Source organism: Pseudomonas sp. PvP025, from assembly GCF_017832155.1.
Taxonomy (GTDB): domain Bacteria; phylum Pseudomonadota; class Gammaproteobacteria; order Pseudomonadales; family Pseudomonadaceae; genus Aquipseudomonas.
On record NZ_JAFIBJ010000001.1, the window covers coordinates 928,605 to 944,137 of the forward strand.

13 protein-coding genes are annotated in these 15,533 nt (G+C 61.5%); 3 read left to right on the forward strand and 10 right to left on the reverse strand.

The window, feature by feature from the left end; all coding sequences use genetic code 11:
- Positions 1-3: 3 nt before the first annotated feature.
- From JOE32_RS03780 to JOE32_RS03810, 7 genes are all read right to left on the reverse strand, one after another.
- Positions 4-1,314, reverse strand: coding sequence for a hypothetical protein (locus JOE32_RS03780; protein WP_209981566.1), 1,311 nt, complete (start codon positions 1,312-1,314; stop codon positions 4-6).
- Between the two features lie 48 nt (positions 1,315-1,362).
- Positions 1,363-2,109: a hypothetical protein gene (locus JOE32_RS03785; RefSeq protein ID WP_209981567.1), complete on the reverse strand. Its 747-nt coding sequence runs from the start codon at positions 2,107-2,109 to the stop codon at positions 1,363-1,365.
- 37 nt (positions 2,110-2,146) lie between these two features.
- A complete protein-coding gene (locus JOE32_RS03790; RefSeq protein ID WP_231423726.1) occupies positions 2,147-2,764 on the reverse strand; it encodes a C39 family peptidase in 618 nt (205 codons plus the stop codon).
- A 121-nt stretch (positions 2,765-2,885) separates the two neighbouring features.
- Positions 2,886-3,569 (reverse strand): heme utilization protein, encoded by a 684-nt coding sequence (locus tag JOE32_RS03795; RefSeq protein WP_209981571.1) that lies wholly within the window; start codon positions 3,567-3,569, stop codon positions 2,886-2,888.
- 67 nt (positions 3,570-3,636) lie between these two features.
- Positions 3,637-4,203, reverse strand: coding sequence for an adhesin (locus JOE32_RS03800; RefSeq protein WP_209981573.1), 567 nt, complete (start codon positions 4,201-4,203; stop codon positions 3,637-3,639).
- Positions 4,200-4,655 carry a hypothetical protein gene (locus JOE32_RS03805; protein WP_209981575.1) on the reverse strand — a complete coding sequence of 152 codons (456 nt, stop codon included), beginning with the start codon at positions 4,653-4,655 and terminating at the stop codon, positions 4,200-4,202. Before JOE32_RS03805 ends, JOE32_RS03800 begins: the two co-directional genes overlap by 4 nt.
- 319 nt (positions 4,656-4,974) lie before the next feature.
- Positions 4,975-5,970, reverse strand: a complete 996-nt coding sequence (locus JOE32_RS03810; protein ID WP_209981577.1) for a FecR family protein — start codon at positions 5,968-5,970, stop codon at positions 4,975-4,977.
- 153 nt (positions 5,971-6,123) lie between these two features.
- On the opposite strand from JOE32_RS03810, the gene JOE32_RS03815 reads away from it, so the two are divergent.
- Positions 6,124-6,393, forward strand: a complete 270-nt coding sequence (locus JOE32_RS03815) for a PepSY domain-containing protein (RefSeq protein WP_003236351.1) — start codon at positions 6,124-6,126, stop codon at positions 6,391-6,393.
- Between the two features lie 21 nt (positions 6,394-6,414).
- On the opposite strand, the gene JOE32_RS03820 is transcribed toward JOE32_RS03815, so the two are convergent.
- Positions 6,415-11,553 (reverse strand): DUF6543 domain-containing protein, encoded by a 5,139-nt coding sequence (locus JOE32_RS03820; protein ID WP_209981579.1) that lies wholly within the window; start codon positions 11,551-11,553, stop codon positions 6,415-6,417.
- A 169-nt stretch (positions 11,554-11,722) separates the two neighbouring features.
- Here JOE32_RS03820 and JOE32_RS03825 point away from each other — a divergent pair, with 169 nt between their 5' ends.
- Positions 11,723-12,760, forward strand: coding sequence for an Ldh family oxidoreductase (locus JOE32_RS03825; RefSeq protein ID WP_209981580.1), 1,038 nt, complete (start codon positions 11,723-11,725; stop codon positions 12,758-12,760).
- Between the two features lie 30 nt (positions 12,761-12,790).
- Here the strand turns inward: JOE32_RS03825 and JOE32_RS03830 are convergent, their stop codons facing one another.
- Entirely contained in the window at positions 12,791-13,111 is a 321-nt protein-coding gene (locus JOE32_RS03830) for a DUF883 family protein (RefSeq protein ID WP_017738628.1), read from the reverse strand.
- A 163-nt stretch (positions 13,112-13,274) separates the two neighbouring features.
- Here JOE32_RS03830 and JOE32_RS03835 point away from each other — a divergent pair, with 163 nt between their 5' ends.
- Positions 13,275-13,529: a hypothetical protein gene (locus tag JOE32_RS03835; RefSeq protein ID WP_057009320.1), complete on the forward strand. Its 255-nt coding sequence runs from the start codon at positions 13,275-13,277 to the stop codon at positions 13,527-13,529.
- A gap of 1,533 nt (positions 13,530-15,062) precedes the next feature.
- On the opposite strand, the gene JOE32_RS03840 is transcribed toward JOE32_RS03835, so the two are convergent.
- Positions 15,063-15,524 carry an LEA type 2 family protein gene (locus tag JOE32_RS03840; protein ID WP_209981582.1) on the reverse strand — a complete coding sequence of 154 codons (462 nt, stop codon included), beginning with the start codon at positions 15,522-15,524 and terminating at the stop codon, positions 15,063-15,065.
- Positions 15,525-15,533: the final 9 nt, after the last annotated feature.

The following is a 15,533-nucleotide window of genomic DNA, read 5'->3' on the forward strand; positions in this document are numbered from 1 at the left end:
CATTCAGAAGTAATACGGAAACTTCAGGCTGAACGTAAAGTCCGGCGCATCGTCCGTCATGCCGATCGCTAGGTTCGGCACGATGGTCAGGTTGTCCGACGCCGCAATCGTCATGCCCACGTTGAAATAGCCCGCGTTGGCATCGCTGGACACCACCGACTGCCAATCCTGCCCGCTTTGCTTGACCTTGCTTTTGCGCTGTATCACGTCGGACACCGAGAACGACATGCTCATCTTCTCGTTCAGCGCGAATGCCACGCCCACGCCGAACTGGAAGCTGTCGCCCAGTTGGATCTTGCCGGGCACCTTCTGATTGACGTTGGGGCTGATGTCGCTGAACGAGTCCTCGAAGTTGTGGGTGTAGGACAGCGAACCGAACAGCACCGCCGGGTCGAAGGTCTTGACCAGCGAGATGCCCGGCGTCACCGACCACACGCCGTTGCCGGTGGGCAGGCTCTCGGGAATGGCGAGGTTGTCGTTGCCCGGTTTCGGGATCAGCTTGATGCCGTACGGGTCTGCCCCGGTGGGCGCCTTGACCCGTACCGACACGACCGCATCGGGCAGGTGCGCGCTTTCGTCGAGGAACTTGTACGAGACGCCGGCATTGACGTCGCCGATGGTCGGGTCGCGCGTTACCGAGCCTTCCGACATGGCGGTAGAACTGCCGCCCGCACCGCCTGACTGGTAGGTGGATTCGCGGTACACCACCGGCACGTTCAGGTCGAACTGCCAACGGTTGTCCAGGTTGTAGCGCCCGGTCAGGTCCAGGGTCCAGCTGTCGGACTTGATGCGGTCCAGGTTGATATTGCCGAGGAAGATCGAGTCCAGCGCGAGAAAGCCGTTGAGGGACAACTGGCGTGCATCGTAGCGCGCGTAGGTGATGCCGGTTTCCAGGCTGAACCTGCCGTTGCCGAAAAAGCCACTGGCTTCGTTGTACAGGTTGCTCACACTTTGCGCCGGGGCCGAGTCGTCCTTGAGGTTCTGCCCGTAGGAACTGCCGCCGCCCGCGCCGCCGGAGGCCGCCGCCGCGCCTACGCCTGGCGTATGGCCGGCCACGGTGGTACCGCCTTTCTGGAAGTCGGCAGGGGATTTGGCCAGGCGTTTGGGGGCGGGTGTTGCGGGTTGATCTTCTACTTGCCTTACACGTTGTTCCAGTACGGCCAGTGCTTTTTGCTGCACTTCATAGCGTTGCTTGAGCTCCAGCAGTTCTTGCTTCAGTGTTTCGATATCAGCGTCCGGTGCGGCATAAAGCACGGAGGCGGGCAGGAGCGCACTCAAACAAACCACGGCACGTAACGATACAGATCGATGCATGAAATAAGCCGTCCCTTTTAATGCGTAAGTGTCGAGGCTCAGCGTAGTTCAATAACCGGAGGGGCGAAGGCCCTTGAGTTGATCCAGATTGAGGTTCTGCGTGATGTTGTTGAAACCGTTGTTGCCCATGACCACATTGAGTTGGGTCAGGTTGCTGACCGCGTTGCCGTTGCCTTGAATGACGGTGCCTTGCAGCACGTTGCCGGCGCCGATCTGCTGCACGGCATTGCCCTGGTTGTTGCTGGCCTGGAGGGCCATTTGCAGCCCGCCATTATTGGCGCTCACCGTGACCTGGCCTGCCGCCGTGCCACCGGTAATCGGCTGGCCAGCCAGCAGCGCCTGTCCGGACTGCGCGTAGTTGGCCGGGGCCAGGCCGTTTTTGCTCACGTTGATGTCCACGCCGTTGGTGGCAGCGTTGCCATCCCCGGCCGCGCGAACGCTTTGCACCACGCCCTGGCCGGTGCCCAGACCCGCGCCACCGACGGCTGTGCCGGTGCCTTCAGGTTGCCTGCTGCCCGTGCCATCGTTGCCCGATACCTGCACATAAAATTGCGGGGTGACGGTGGACGCGTTGACCTGCATGGCCGCGCTGCCGGTCACGGTGGCGCCGGCGGCATTGGTCCAGGTGCTGCTCATGACGATGCCAAAGCTGATGATGCGCCCCGGCATCACGTAACGCCCGCGCAAGTCGGCCATCTCCGCATCCTTGAGCTCGATCGGCTTGAACGCCGAGGACGCATGCACCGGTGCAGAGGCGGCCAGGCAGATGACCGTCAACCAACGGAAAGTGTTCATCGTGTGCTCCTGGAGCGTCCTGCCCCTTATTGCGCTTCTAGAAGAAGTCGCTCTGGATAAAACCGAATTCCATCAATTCGCTGTCACGTACCGGGCTGAACGCGTTGAACTGGTTCCTGGCGGTCAGCGGCACGCGGGGGGTAAGCAGGGCGTTGGTCTTGTCGTAGCCTTCACCGATCACGGCGAACACGATGCCATTCCAGCCCTTGACGAAGTCGTCCCTGGCGTAGCGCTTGTTGCCCAGTACCGGATCGCCGATGTACACCCACTCCTTGTCGGCACGCTGCAACACCACAAAATGCTTGTAGCCGCGAATTTCCAGCAGGACCACGACCGGCACCTTTACGGTCATCAACACGTCGGGGGCGATGCGATAGCCCTTGGCGCGCATGTTGATGCTTTCCAGGTAGCGCTTCATGTCGAGCATCGAGAAGCCCTGGGTGCGCACCAGGTCCTGGTCGGCGTTGACCAGCATGCCCTTGATGATGTGGTCTTCATCCACGTCCATCCAATAGGCTTGGCGCAGGATGGTCGCCAGCGCGGCGGCGCCGCAGCTGAAATCGGTTTTCTGTTCCACCAGGTTGGCGAACTTGCGCTCGCGGATGCTCTCGACCTTTTTGTACACCACCGCACCGTTGGGCATGACGACTGCCATTTGCCCCGCCCAGGTCGGGCCGGTGAGTGTGAACAAAAGGAGAAAGACAACGCGGCGCATGATCAGGTGACCTGTTGGACACTGGAATGAAAGGGGCCTTGTTGGCAAGGCCCGATCTGCATCAGAAGCGAGTGATTGCTACGTTGTTCTGACCCTGGTTGTTGCTGCCCGACAGGACGTTGGAGTTCGATACGCCGGAGCTGTAGTTCAGCGAGTTGTTCACGCTGGCGTTGTTGGTGACCACCGATTTGGCACCCCAGCCATGGCCGCTGCTCAGGTTCACGGTCAGGTTGCCCGACACATCCTGCACGCCGGATACAACGGCTGCGCCGCTGTCGCCATTGCCGGAGGCGATAGCAACGCTGTTGCTGCCCTGGTTGGAGGTGCCGGTGGCTGCGTTCAACTGAATCACGCCGGAAGCGTTGTTGCCGCTGCTGTTGAGCGAAGCATTGTTTTGCGAGCCGCCGTTGATTGCCAGGTTGCCGCTGTTGGATTGCGCGGTGCCGGTGCTGGCGAACACGAAGTCAGCATCGCCGGAAACGATGGCCACGTCGTTCTTGCCCTGGTTGTTGTCACCGCTCAGCACGTTGCCGTTGGCCACGCCGCTGATGTGGTTGTAGGAGTCAGTGGTCGACGCGTTGTTTTCGGTTTTGTCGTTGAGTACGGTGTTGCCCTTGTTGCTCTGGCCGTCAACGGTAGTCGCGGCAGCAGTGGTAGGCGCGTGGTAGCCGCCTGCCTGGGCTGCAACAGCCATGAGCGCAGCGAGAGCGAAAGCCAGTGGTTTGAGCGCTGTGGTGGTTTTCATGGTGTATCTCCTTGCTTCTAATTAGTGATTTAAGTGTTGATACGGTCCGGCAGGCGACTCAGCTCCATCAGTTGAGTCGCACATTCAGGGTGTTAGCCACTCGGTTCCCCACCCCGGCGCTCTGGTTGACCTGTACCACTCCACGGCTGCCGGTGAAGGCCTGGTCGCTGGTGACGACCTGGCGGCTGCCAGTGGTAGAGGTCAATCCCGAGTCTGTTGCAAGCGCAACGGTCTGTTGCGACATGACGCTGTCGTCGATGCTTTGCGGGCCAGTGGTCAGGCTGACGCGCACGGCATTGATCATCTGGTTCTGGGCCCCGGCCGACTGATTGACGCTCAGTGCACCGTTGCCATGGCTGAAAGCGTTGCCCTGAATCGCAGTGCTGGCACTCAGGGAGCGGTCGGCGGCGGCGCCGCTGATTTTCTGTGTGACGGAGACAGTGGCCCGGGCGTTATGGCCCACGGCGATGGCGAGGTTGTTGCTCAGCTGTTGCTGGTCACCGGCGGCCTGGTTGATCGAGACTGCGCCGTTGTATTGCTTGCCCGAGTTATCGATGCTGGCGTTGTTGCCGGTCGTGTCGGCCATGGCTGCCGAGCAGCTCATCATGGCCAGGAGCATCCAGAGATGATTCATTTCATCGCTCCGCCGATCATGCCGCCGAGGTTGTTCAGCGGTGCGAGACCGCGTGAGACTGCGCCGTTGACCGTTCCCGAGATGCCGGCGCTGCCGCCGCCCTGGCCCGCCGCGCTGGCGGCACCCAGGCTGTTACCGGCACCGATGGCGTTCAACCCGTTCAGGTCGCCATTGGGCATGACGCTGCGGGTAACGCTGGAACCGCTGCTGATGCCAGCGATGTCGTGGTCGCTGAGTTCGTTGGTGACGGCGCGGATTTGCCCGGTCGGGTTGGCATTGGCGGTGATGGGGTAGGGGTCGGTGCCGCGTGCACGGCCAATGGCATAAGGTTGCACCTGACGCTCGATCACGATCACTCCATCATTCGCCGCCAGCACTGGCAGGCTCACGACGGCACTCAGTGCGCAGCCGATCAGCAGGAGGCTCAGTGAGCCAGGATTGTGTGTGTCCACGGTGGCAGTCCTTAGTCATAGCGCTGACCCTAAACAGCGCTGACAGACGTAGAGCAGAAGGCGTGCCGCTTTTTATTTAACGTTTATATTCAAAAGGTTAGATTTTTTTGTGGGCAAAGTGATGGCCATGCTGTTTCAGGGATGAGACAGCGCTGAGGCGATGTCGCAGATCCAGTGCCGCCTGTGAGCTGTCTCAAGGATGAAACACTGCCCAGGGCAAAACCATGAATCCGCTCAATACGGGCGATTGCAGGCTGGGGAGTGTTTCAAAAATGGACACATCAGGCGCAGGCGGGCCCGCGATGGCTGGCGAAAAGGCTCAGCCCTTGGGGGCTTTACGCGGAATGGAATTGAGTACGGGATTGCCGTCCTGGTTCTGGGTCAGGTAGACCGGCAGCACCTTGGGCAGGGAAGGGATGAGGTTGTTGACCTCATTGATGTTGTAGATGCCGCCGATGCGAATCGCCCCGGTGGGCGTGTCGGCCAGCATCACCGGCTTGCTCAGGTAGCGATTGATCAAGGGCAGCGCATCGGCCAGGGCCAGATTATCGAGTACCAGCTTGCCCTGGCGCCAGGCCAGCGCCGAGTCGCCGGGGTTGATCGCGCGGAGCTTGGGTGTTGCATCGCCATGCTGGTAGCTGGCCTGCATTCCCGGGGTCAGCGGCACGCTGCCGTGCACCGTGTCGCTGGAAATCTGCACCGAGCCCTCAAGCAGCATCACCCGTACCTGGTCTTCATATTTCCACACGTTGAACTGAGTGCCCGTCACACGCACCCGGCCGTCGCCGGCCCGCACGATAAACGGGTGAGCGCTGTCATGGCTGACCTTGAAAAACGCTTCGCCCCTGTTCAGCGTCAGTTGACGCTGATCCCTGTAATTGGCGTAGACCAGTTGCGTGCCCAGGTTCATTTCCACCTGGCTGCCATCACCCAGGGTGACTACGCGTGCGTCATTGGTTGTTTCGAAGCGTTCATAGGCGTTGGGCAGCCAGCCGGCTTCCCAACCGGTGAACGCTGCCAGCGGCAAGGCTACCAGGCAAATCGCAGCGGCGACTGCATAGGTGCGCAATCGGCTACGCGGTTTGAACCGCACCACGACAGGCTGGGTTTGAGGGCGGGGCAGGTGCTCGGCAACGTCCCAGATCTCCAGCATGGCTGCGTATTCAAAGGCGTGCAGTGGATGAGCGTCATGCCAGCGCTGGAAAGCCTGGCGCTCGGCGCCGATGCAGTCGGCCGCATGCAGGCGCATGCACCACTGCGCCGCGGCGTCGGTGATGGCGTCATATTCTGCTTCTGAAACGGAATTTTCGCTCATTGACTCATCCTGATTTCCCACATTCTAACCTCCCCGAGCGGACGGCGAGAACAGCATCATGGCGAATGCACATCAATTGGAACTTATTCTCGTTGGCGCGCACCTAAAAATTTCAGGACTTGAGTCTGTGTTTCCCACGATGGAGTAACCAATATGCTGAAGAAAACCCTCATCGCGCTGTGTGCAACCTCCGCCCTGCTGAGCGCAGGCGCTGCGCTGGCCGACAAGCCGGGCGCCGGCTGGATCCCGATTGAAAAAGCCATCGAAGTGGCCAAGACCAAGGCCGGCTATGTCGAAGTCTATGCGGCCGAAGCCGACGACAACGGCTACTGGGAAGTCAAGGGACGCAAGTCCGACGGCGTCGTGTATGAAGCCCGCATCGACGGCGCTTCGGGCAACGTCCTGCGTGATCAGAAAGACTGATCGACCCCGCCGGGAGCCTGTTCAGGCTCCCGCATCCAACGTGCGTCCCAGGTGGGTGATCAGGTAGGTAATGGAGTCTGCATTGGCCAGGATGGTGTCGATGCGCTTGTCGACGTTACTCATGAACACTGACCGCGCATCCTGCAACGTTTTTGTACCGGTGATACTCAGCACCTTGTCCTTGAGTGAAGTACTCGAAGTGCTTTTGCCGAAATCTTCCCACGTCTGGCTGAATTCGTCCCACGTCCTGAACAGCGTCGAGGCTGGCGTCAGCGTCGACAGCGCGGTTTCACGCAAGTCCGTCAGCGTGGTCTTGAGCTGCGTGGCGCCTTTGATGTTGACGTTGATCAAGTCAGGAAACGGTCGCATCGAGTCCAGGTAGGCCAGGTCTTCAGTGTCGCAGGTTATGTGGGTTATCTCGTGGATCAGGGTGGCCGCACGTGCATGGGCGGCAATGTCGAACGGCGCGTTGAGACGGTTCTGATAGACGTCCAGCAGCGGGTCGAAAAAGCGGTCCATCAAGTAAATCCTGCGTTCTGCTTCGCCAGGCAGGATGAACGCGCAAGCATCCGCAGGGTTGTAACGGTCGGTGCCACTGACAAAACGCATGGAGTCGGGTGTGATCAGGCTGGGGTTGATCAGCTCATTGAGCACTTCGTCAATCCGGCGCTCGATCCGCCCCAATTGGTCGGGGCTGAGGGTACCGACGCCGAACATGTCGCCAAAAAACAAGCCGCACCGGCTCAACGGATCACGTGAGGGGGCGAAGTGCAGAATGTTGCGTTTGCAGGTCACGGCGTAGTACGTGGCGACATTCAATGCTTCGTTGATACAGCGCGCCTTCCAACTCGACACGGCGCTGATTGCGCGCATGCCAATCGCCTCCACGTTGATGCCATGCTGCTCGGCAGTAGGAGGGTAGTAGCGATCGGCAAGGCGGGACAGGACCTTGCCATAGCGGGGGGTGTGTCGGTTCAGGTCAAGCACCCATATGCCCTGGCTATTGCGTTGTATCCAGGGGCCGCGATCCTCGGTAGCACCCAGTCGCCAGTGCTCACCGGCTTTGCTCACGGCGTATACCTTGCCCGCAGCGGGCACAAAGTGGCGCTCTCCGTACTTCTCTCCGTAGGTGTGGGTCTGCGCATTCAGGTTCAGGGAGTCAAGCGAAACATCCTGGCCTTCAAACTTCTTCAAACGCGTGCGCGCAGGGGCCGTCACTTTGTAGGTGTCCAGAGTCATCGCTTTGGGCGGTGAGGCTGCTGGCCATTGTTCGAGCGACGACGGCTGTTTGGCCGCAGGCAAGCCAGGCAACGGCGCGTCCAGTTCATCGCGCAGGGCGGCCAGTTGGGCCACGCCGGCGATAAAGGTCTTGAGTGCACTTGTCCAACGATGCTCTTGCAGGTCTTCGGCTGAGGCCTTGAACAACGTATAACTGCGCCACACCACCAGCGGGTAGGCGAGCTTGCCCGCCATGAACGCCAGGCCTCTGGGGATAGCCTCGCTCAGCAGGCTGCTCACCGCATCCCACTGTCGTTGCCCCGATGGCGTGAACTGGCAGGTCAGCATCCGGTTGAGCATCTCGCGGTTGTCGTCGAACAACCGATGCAGCAGATTGCCGCTGACGGGCGACGCGCCCAGATGAATGTCCGCGTTCGGCCGACGCAACAGATTGCGATAGGTCGTCTGATGAGCCGTTTGCATCTGGCCGATCACCCAGTCCTGCAACGCGCCGGGGGATGTGAACTCATGCAGCAGTTCGGTTTCGTCCTTGTACTCTTTCAATACGTGCCGGGTGCTGTAGGGCGCGTAAAGCACCAGGGGGTCGGCTGCCTCGGCACCGATCAGGTAGCAGCCCAGCGCTGCCACTACGGAGGCGCCCTCGGTGGCGATCAGCTCCAGCGGTCGAACCAGCGCCTTCGCACCGCTGACGGCGGCACGGGCCACGGCATCGGGCATATCGAAGGCCTGCTGAATCAGGTGCCAGGCCGCATCCGACAGCCGTTCATCGAGTTTTTGTTCGTGGGCGTACTGCAGCAACTGCCAGGGCAACTGCCGGCAGAAGAGTTGGCGGCGCTCGCGGGTGTCGTCGGTGTTGCCGTTGAGGTGGGTGGCGAGCAACGTCTGGTAGATACTCTTCAAATCCAGCTGCCGCACCAGTTGCACCACGGCGTTCCCGTCCAGCGTGGCGGGCAGCCCGGTGGCAGCACGCGATGTCGGCCGGATGTCGTCGGCGCGCAATTGCGGCAGATGGCGCATGGCGAAATCCGTCAGGGTCTGCGTGTGGCCCTGCAGCTCGATGCGTGGCGTGATCAGCACGTGCTCCGGGTCTGTCGCGTGGTCGGGAAAGCGCGCTGCAAGCAGGGCTTTCAGCGTGCTCCCGACTTTATCGCGCAGGGGCGTGATGCCGTGCAGATAGTCGCGCTCCTGCGGCGCGCTCAGGCGGTACTGTTCGAGCAGTTCGGCATGCAGGCGCTGGTCTGCCTGCGCCGCCATGCCCAGCCATACCGGTAACGCCTGCTGGTTGATCAGGGCGTGGGCGATGTTGATTGCTCGGTCCAGGTTGGATGGCGGCGCGCGGCGGATCAACGCGTCCATACAGTCCTGAAAACGTTGTGCTCCCAGCCTCATCGACAGCAGGTGGTCGATCTCGTCCAGCACGAAGCGGCTATAGGTGGACTGGCGATTGTTGACCAGGTGATCATCGATACGCTGCAATGGGCCCAGCATGAAACGCTGGTGGGGCACACGCCTGGACGGCGGCAGGTGCTCAACCAACGTCCAGCGTTCACGCTCATCCTGTACACGTCGGTCGAGGGTATCGCGCAAGGTCTTGACCGAGGCAAACCCCTCATAGCCACGCCCTGGCGTCCAAAGTATGGCCGCACCGGAATGCTCGGTGTCGATGCCGCCGCGTTCGGTCAGTACAAAGCAGCTGGTCAGTGGATCGGTGCGGGTTCCGACGCTCAGGCTCAGGCCGTAGGCGTCCGGGATAAACCCTTTCAGGCCATGCCGTGTCAGCCGGGTCATGCTCTCGTTGTTGAGCACACTGCCCAGCAAGGCGACGTGAGTGGGGCCAAGGGTACGTGACAGGCGCCTGAGGTGCGCTTCGCCGCTCAAGCCATCGAACAGCCCCTGGGCCGGATGTGCCTTGTTGTTGTCGATCAGCACATGGGGGAGTGTGCGCAGGTCCCTGTCGACGAAGCTGCTCAGCACCTTGTCGATGACTGTATTGAAGCTGGCGACCGTCACGTTGGGTAATTTCAACGCAGTGCCCGCTTCAGGCTTGCCGTAAAACCCGCGCACCGCCGACTGACCAAGCGCGTCAGCCTGCCCGGCCAGACGCGCAATAAAGTGCGCGACCATGCCGATTGAGGTTTCAGGCACGCGCCTCTCGCGTTCTCCTGCCGGCGTGGAATAGGTATTGAGGTAGACGTCATCGGCCTTCAGGTTCATATGCCCTTTGGCCATTTCCGCATCCAGTGCATGGGCGGCCAGATCGCGCAGCGTCAACTGCTTGCTGCGTTCCAGTGCCAGCGCATCATGCACGGCACGCATTCGTTTGAGCTGCAGCTTGGCCTTTTCCGCCAATACCGTACTCGGTCGTCCATTGCCGCTGGTGACTGGGTGCACGCTCCAGTGTCCGCCAGCGTCGTGCTCCATCAGCCGGCTGTCGAGCATGATGCGAACGTCCAGGGCGGTATCGAGCAGGGCGCCCAGGTTGATGGTGCCGACGCTGCGCCGATACAGGCCCAGCGCATGCTCCAGGTTGCTGAACTGTTTGGCCGCAATGTCCTTGATCATGTCCTGGAAGACATCGTCGGCGACAGGTTTGCCGGTGACTTGCACCTGATCCATGTCGATAAACACGCTGCGCTCATCCAGCGACAGAAAATTGAGCAGCTCATCTTCATGCCCGGCCGTCTTGAGCATGGCCTGCAGCATGCCCTTGAGTTCTTCCACGTTCTTGAGCACCTGCAACCCCCGCGATTGGGTATAGAAATACGCGTGGGAGTTGCTGATCAGCAGGGTGCTGGCCAATTCAACGTAATGTTGATAGGGCGCATGAACCTGAACCTTTTCTATTTTCAGGGTGCTTGCATAGGTGCTGCGCGCGGCCTGGTCTGCGAGAAATATCGCGCGCAGCGTCTGGCTTTCTTCAGTGCTCACGATCTGGTCCTGGTGCTTGAACAGCAGGTCGACGCGAAACTTGTCACTGATCACCCGCGCGAAAAACTGCAGGCGTGACTGACCGTCCCGACAGTCTTCGTTCCAATAGGTTTGCAGCAGGCTGTGCAGCAAGGTCGAGAGAATACCGCTGGTTTGCGCGACCAGGCTGTCCCAGTTCTGCTGGTCTTTGGCCTGTTGCTGCAGGGTATGCTGGCGGGTGTCGTGGCCGAGATTGGCGAACGTGCGGGTCTGGTCCGTGGGCCAGCCCTGACGGCCGTAAAACTGCAGAAGTGCCTCGCGCAGGGGCATGGAGGCGCCCAGACGATGTTCCTCATCGGTGGCGACCCTGGCGAGAAAGTCCACCCGCGTGTCGCTCTGGTCAAGGCTGGGAAAGTAGCGCCGCGCCATGATGTTGAGCAGCGTGTCGAGCATCCAGCGCAGGGTGGGGAGCTTGCGCAACTGGTCCAGTATCGCGACGACGTTTTTCTGTTGCGCGTCGAGAATGCCCTGGCGCTGGTCCGCCATCACGGCGCCGGGGACGGCGGCGGTGCTCACGATCAATGGATCCTTGACCGGCAAGGCGTCACGCTCATCGATGGCCAGAAACTGCAGCAGCTCTGCACGCTGGCCGGGCTGTTTCAAGCGTTCCTCCACGCCCTCAAGCAGGTCGGCACGGCTGTCGAACAACTCCAGGCCGCCATAGGGCGTGAAGAGCACGGCTTTAGCGTCGTCAGGCGTTGGGCTCATGATGAAGGCGCCGGCCAGCACTAGTGCGGGCTGGTCGCTGAGATTGACCAGCAGCCGTTCCACGTTCATCGGGTAGTCGCGTGCTTCGTTGTTCTGGCGCGCCGCGTCCGTGGCGTAATACAGGGTCAGCAACCAATCAAGGTCCTTGACTGAAAACCCCAGAGTACGCTCGCGTTCCGAGGGGGTCTTGCGACTGACGGGGCGTTGAAACTCATCGAAAAAGTAAGGCGGGTTCACCTGGGTCATGGCGCGCGTTCCATTTGCGGGGCTGTCATCAGTGCGCACCGTAATGGCAGGCGCAGTGCCAAGGGTGTTACATATCTGAAGCAGACATTGACAGCAGCCACGGGCCGCGTTGTTTAATCGACGATGTGGATTCTTGTTGTTTCTCCCAATTATAAAATCGGAGCTACAGATGTCTGCCCAGTCCCCGATCGTCGACCTTCCTTGCGCGCTCATCGGTTTCAACGACCTGGTGGCGTTGCTGCACGCCCTGTTCATCAAGCACGGCACGTCAGCCGAGGTGGCGGCCATCCTGGCTCACAACTGTGCGAGCGCCGAGCGCGACGGCGCCCACAGCCATGGCATTTTCCGTATCCCCGGTTACCTGAGTACGTTGGCCAGCGGCTGGGTCAATGGCCATGCGGTGCCGCTGGTGACGGATGTGGCCTCCGGCTTTGTGCGGGTAGACGCCTGCAACGGGTTTGCCCAGCCCGCCCTTGAAGCCGCGCGTACGCTGCTGGTGGACAAGGCCCGCAGCGCCGGCATCGCCTTGCTCGCGATCCACAACTCCCATCACTTCGCCGCACTGTGGCCGGATGTCGAGCCCTTCGCCGAGGAAGGTCTGGTGGCGCTGAGTGTGGTCAACAGCATGACCTGCGTGGTGCCCCATGGCGCCGACCGGCCGCTGTTCGGTACCAACCCCATCGCGTTCGCCGCACCGCGTGCCGACGGGCCGCCGATTGTGTTTGACCTTGCCACCAGCGCCATCGCCCACGGCGATGTGCAGATCGCCGCACGCAACGGCGAGCGCTTGCCGCCGGGCATGGGGGTCGACAGCCTGGGCCAGCCTACCCAGGACCCCAGGGCAGTGCTTGAAGGCGGCGCGCTGTTGCCATTCGGCGGGCACAAGGGCTCGGCGTTGTCGATGATGGTCGAGCTGCTGGCGGCGGCGTTGACGGGCGGTAATTTTTCCTTCGAATTCAACTGGGCGGATCACCCGGGCGCACGCACGCCCTGGACCGGGCAATTGCTGATCGTGATCGACCCGAGCAAAACCGCCGGGCAAAGCTTCGCCGAGCGCAGTCAGGAGCTGGTGCGGCAAATGCATGCAGCAGGGTTGCGGCGGTTACCGGGTGATCGGCGTCATCGCACGCGGGCGAAGTCGCTGGAGGCGGGTATCGAGATTGACGCGAAGGATCTTCAGCAGTTACGGGAGCTGGCGGGAGAGTAACGGGGGCTGCGCGTGCGCAGCCCCCGGCAGTCAGTTGCGACGACCCAGCAACAGGCCGACCACCAGACCGAAGCCTGCGGAAATCGCCACGGTCTGCCACGGATGACCACCGATGTAGGTCTCGGTGGCATCCACCACCGGCTTGCTGCGCTCGCGCACGCTGGAGACCGAGTCCAGGGCCTGCTTGAGTTTGATGGCGACCTGCTCACGCAGGGTTTCGCCTTCTTCGCCCACCAGGGCTGCGCTGCTTTTAAGCAGCTTGTCGGATTCTTCGATCAGCGCCGTCAGTTCACTGAACGCTTGATCCTTGATTTGTTCTTCGACGGCTTGGGCAGCGGTTTTGCGGGCCATTGGGTGACTCCTTGCAGGTGAATGTGACAGTGAACAATGGAGTGTCCGGCGTCGGCAAAAGTTGCAGTTTTTTTGCCTGCAGCCGGTTTGGAGCAAAATCCGGATCAGGATATTTCGACCCACGGTGTAAGATGGCACCTATTTGTGCAGCAGGTAATTCAACATGAGCTTCAATCTCGCCAACAAGACCCTCGCCGAACGTGCCGAGCTGGAAGATGAAAAGTCCCGTCTTTATGACCTGTGGCAAAGCAACCTGGGCAAGGCCAAGGGCGAAGCCGCGCGACTGTTCGGTGAGCGCGCCAAGCGCAAGGGTAAATGGGCCGAATGGGTGCGTGCCGAGCTTGACGGCATGTCGCCACCGGAGTTCTCCGGCATGGTGCGCAGCGAAGTCAACAAGCTGATGGCTGCGGCTAAATAAAACACGCCACAATGGCCTCGCGCAGCGTGGGCAACGGCGAGTCAAACCATGGCTCTGTGGCGAGCGGGCTTGCCCTAATGCCGTTCAGTTAAGGAAATTTTGCGGGCTTATTGTGGCGAGCGGGCTTGCCCCGCGTTGGGGTGCGAAGCGCCCCCAATCAAGCAAAACGCGGTGTACCTGATACGGCTCAGCGCCTGGTTTTGGGGCTGCTGCGCAGCCCAACGCAGGACAAGCCTGCTCGCCACGGGGAATCTGCGCTTGTGGGCTTATTGTGGCGAGCGGGCTTGCCCCGCGTTGGGGTGCGAAGCACCCCCCATCGAGCAAAACGCGGTGTACCTGATACGGCTCAGCGCCTGGCTTTGGGGCTGCTGCGCCGCCCAACGCAGGACAAGCCTGCTCGCCACAGGGAATCTGCGCTTGTGGGCTTATTGTGGCGAGCGGGCTTGCCCCGCGTTGGGGTGCGAAGCGCCCCATCGAGCAAAACGCGGTGTACCTGATACGGCTCAGCGCCTGGCTTTGGGGCTGCTGCGCCGCCCAACGCAGGACAAGCCTGCTCGCCACAGGGAATCTGCGCTTGTGGGCTTATTGTGGCGAGCGGGCTTGCCCCGCGTTGGGGTGCGAAGCGCCCCATCGAGCAAAACGCGGTGTACCTGATACGGCTCAGCGCCTGGCTTTGGGGCTGCTGCGCCGCCCAACGCAGGACAAGCCTGCTCGCCACAGGGAATCTGCGCTTGCGGGCTTATTGTGGCGAGCGGGCTTGCCCCGCGTTGGGGTGCGAAGCGCCCCCAATCAAGCAAAACGCGGTGTACCTGATACGGCTCAGCGCCTGGTTTTGGGGCTGCTGCGCAGCCCAACGCAGGACAAGCCTGCTCGCCACGGGGAATCTGCGCTTGTGGGCTTATTGTGGCGAGCGGGCTTGCCCCGCGTTGGGGTGCGAAGCGCCCCCAATCAAGCAAAACGCGGTGTACCTGATACGGCTCAGCGCCTGGTTTTGGGGCTGCTGCGCAGCCCAACGCAGGACAAGCCTGCTCGCCACAGGGAATCTGCGCTTGTGGGCTTATTGTGGCGAGCGGGCTTGCCCCGCGTTGGGGTGCGAAGCGCCCCATCGAGCAAAACGCGGTGTACCTGATACGGCTCAGCGCCTGGCTTTGGGGCTGCTGCGCCGCCCAACGCAGGACAAGCCTGCTCGCCACAGGGAATCTGCGCTTGCGGGCTTATTGTGGCGAGCGGGCTTGCCCCGCGTTGGGGTGCGAAGCGCCCCCCATCGAGCAAAACGCGGTGTACCTGATACGGCTCAGCGCCTGGCTTTGGGGCTGCTGCGCCGCCCAACGCAGGAAAAGCCTGCTCGCCACAGGGAATCTGCGCTTGTGGGCTTATTGTGGCGAGCGGGCTTGCCCCGCGTTGGGGTGCGAAGCGCCCCCCATCGAGCAAAACGCGGTGTACCTGATACGGCTCAGCGCCTGGCTTTGGGGCTGCTGCGCAGCCCAACGCAGGGCAAGCCTGCTCGCCACGGGGATAGATCACTCTCTTGTTTTACCAGGTCGCCGTGTTCGGCAGATTCAGCGTGCCACGGTCCACAAAGCGCAGGGTGCCGAACAGCCCACCCGCCAGTTTGCCGCGCAGCACGTATGGCAGGTTGTTCAGGCGTTGGGTCTGGCTCAGGCCCAGGGTCTGGCGCAACACGGAAAACGCTGAAACGCTGACCGGCACGGTCAGAACGGTCTCGGAAAAACGTGGGATGTTGCCGTCTTGATCACTCACCCCTGACGCCAGCGGCCGCCCGTTGACTTCCAGGTCCAGCGCCACGCCGTTGTAGTCAATCGCCGTTTCATTGGGGTTCTGCACCCGCAGTTTCACCGCGAAGCGCACTTCCAGGTCCTGGCTCTGCAGCGGCTCGATGCCCACCACGGTGATGTTGACCGGATCGCGATGGGGAAACAGCGCGCACGCGCTCAAGGTCAACAGCAGTAACGATAGAACCATGAGCTTGCGCATGTGAACCTG

Coding starts and splice junctions, on each gene's coding strand:
- JOE32_RS03830 (WP_017738628.1), bottom strand. CDS start 13,111: ATGGCCCGCAAAACCGCTGCCCAAGCCGTCGAAGAACAAATCAAGGAT.
- JOE32_RS03825 (WP_209981580.1), top strand. CDS start 11,723: ATGTCTGCCCAGTCCCCGATCGTCGACCTTCCTTGCGCGCTCATCGGT.
- JOE32_RS03840 (WP_209981582.1), bottom strand. CDS start 15,524: ATGCGCAAGCTCATGGTTCTATCGTTACTGCTGTTGACCTTGAGCGCG.
- JOE32_RS03800 (WP_209981573.1), bottom strand. CDS start 4,203: ATGAATCATCTCTGGATGCTCCTGGCCATGATGAGCTGCTCGGCAGCC.
- JOE32_RS03785 (WP_209981567.1), bottom strand. CDS start 2,109: ATGAACACTTTCCGTTGGTTGACGGTCATCTGCCTGGCCGCCTCTGCA.
- JOE32_RS03780 (WP_209981566.1), bottom strand. CDS start 1,314: ATGCATCGATCTGTATCGTTACGTGCCGTGGTTTGTTTGAGTGCGCTC.
- JOE32_RS03790 (WP_231423726.1), bottom strand. CDS start 2,764: ATGGCAGTCGTCATGCCCAACGGTGCGGTGGTGTACAAAAAGGTCGAG.
- JOE32_RS03815 (WP_003236351.1), top strand. CDS start 6,124: ATGCTGAAGAAAACCCTCATCGCGCTGTGTGCAACCTCCGCCCTGCTG.
- JOE32_RS03835 (WP_057009320.1), top strand. CDS start 13,275: ATGAGCTTCAATCTCGCCAACAAGACCCTCGCCGAACGTGCCGAGCTG.
- JOE32_RS03810 (WP_209981577.1), bottom strand. CDS start 5,970: ATGAGCGAAAATTCCGTTTCAGAAGCAGAATATGACGCCATCACCGAC.
- JOE32_RS03795 (WP_209981571.1), bottom strand. CDS start 3,569: ATGAAAACCACCACAGCGCTCAAACCACTGGCTTTCGCTCTCGCTGCG.
- JOE32_RS03820 (WP_209981579.1), bottom strand. CDS start 11,553: ATGACCCAGGTGAACCCGCCTTACTTTTTCGATGAGTTTCAACGCCCC.